This is a genomic window from Streptomyces sp. NPDC051940 (assembly GCF_040680895.1).
In the GTDB taxonomy this organism is placed as follows: domain Bacteria; phylum Actinomycetota; class Actinomycetes; order Streptomycetales; family Streptomycetaceae; genus Streptomyces.
In genome coordinates, this window is the sequence record NZ_JBFAXR010000284.1 from 1 (window position 1) to 1,595 (window position 1,595).

At 74.5% G+C, this 1,595-nt stretch carries 1 protein-coding gene; it reads right to left on the reverse strand.

Annotated elements, in window-relative coordinates; all coding sequences use genetic code 11:
• Positions 1 to 100: 100 nt before the first annotated feature.
• Positions 101 to 1,483 (reverse strand): aminotransferase class V-fold PLP-dependent enzyme, encoded by a 1,383-nt coding sequence (locus tag AB0M28_RS40440; protein WP_365415833.1) that lies wholly within the window; start codon positions 1,481 to 1,483, stop codon positions 101 to 103.
• Positions 1,484 to 1,595: the final 112 nt, after the last annotated feature.

Consider the following 1,595-nt stretch of genomic DNA (forward strand, 5'->3'; position numbering starts at 1 on the left):
CCGTGGCGGAGGTGCGCGCCTGCGCGTCGACGGTCAGCTGCCGGCGGGTGCCGTCCGGCGCGGTGAGGACCGCGCGCCAAGGGGGGTCCCGCCCGGCCCCTCACGTCTTGCGGCGGACCAGGTATGACGTGCCGCCCCCGGGGTTGGGGGATGCGCCGGCGTATTCCTGGTTTCGCATGTCGCACCAGGCCGGGATGTCCAGTTTGGCTGCCTCGTCGTCCGAGAGGACCGAGACCGTGCCGCCCACCGGGACGTCGCCGATGACCTTTGCCAGTTCGATCACCGGGATCGGGCACCGCTTTCCCAGGGCGTCCACCACCAGGTCGGGGCCGGAGGGGGTCACGGCCGGTGTGACGTCCACGCCGAGCCTGGCCCGTACGGACGCCACCGTCTCCGGCAGTACGGCGAGGAAGCGGTCGACGTCCTCGTCCGTGGTGCCCATGGGCAGGGACACGCGGACGTTGCCCTCCGACAGGACGCCCATCGCCTTCAGCACGTGACTGGGCGTCAGCGTGGACGAGGTGCAGGACGAGCCGGACGACACCGAGTAGCCCGTGCGGTCCAACTCGTGCAGGAGGGCCTCCCCGTCGACGTACAGGCAGGAGAACGTCACCAGATGGGGGAGGCGGGCGCTCGGGTGGCCGACGACCTCCGCGTCGGGGACGAGGCGGGCGACCTCGTGGCGGATCCGGTCGACCAGCGCGCCGAGCCGTACCGCCTCGGCGTCCGCCTCCGCGCGGACCGCGCGCAGCGAGGCCGCCGCGGCGACGATCGCGGGGAGGTTCTCGAAGCCGGGGCTGCGGCCCGACTCCCGTTCGTCCGACGGGCCGACCGGGGCGAAGCGCGTGCCCTTGCGTACGGCCAGCAGGCCGACGCCGGGCGGACCGCCCCATTTGTGCGCGCTGGCCGTCAGCAGCGACCAGCCGGCGTCCGGCCGGCCCCAGGCCATCGACTGGGCGGCGTCCACGAGCAGCGGTACGCCGTGCTCCGCGCACGCCGCGGCCACCTCGGCCACCGGCTGCACCGTGCCCACCTCGTGGTTGGCGGACTGCAGACACGCCAGCGCGGTGTCCTCGCGCAGCGCCCCGGCGAACTCCGCCGCCGCCACCCGGCCCAACCGGTCCACACCCACCCGGGTGACCGTCCCGCCCGCGGCCTCATGCGACTCGGCCGCGTGCAGCACCGCCGAGTGCTCCACCTCCGACACGACGAGATGCCGCCCGGCCCGCCGCCGCCCGGCGAGGGCCCCGGCAATGCCGCGGTGCAGGGCCACGGTCCCCGAAGGGGTGAAACTCAGCTCGTCCGCCCGGCACCCCACAGCCTCCGCGGCGGTCTCCCGCGCCGCGTCGAGCAGCAACCGCGCCCGCCGCCCCTCCCGGTACAGCCGCGCGGGGTCCGCCCACCCCTCGTCCAACGCGGCGACCAGCGCCTGCTTGGCAACCGGGTGAAGCGGAGCAGAAGACGCAACGTCGAAGTAACTCACCCCCACACGCTAACTCCGCCGAGCACGGCAACCCAGCGGACCGCCCACCCACCCACACCGTGAGGGCTCGGGCGGGGACCCCCCTGGCCTACGTCAAGCGAAGCAGTAGGCC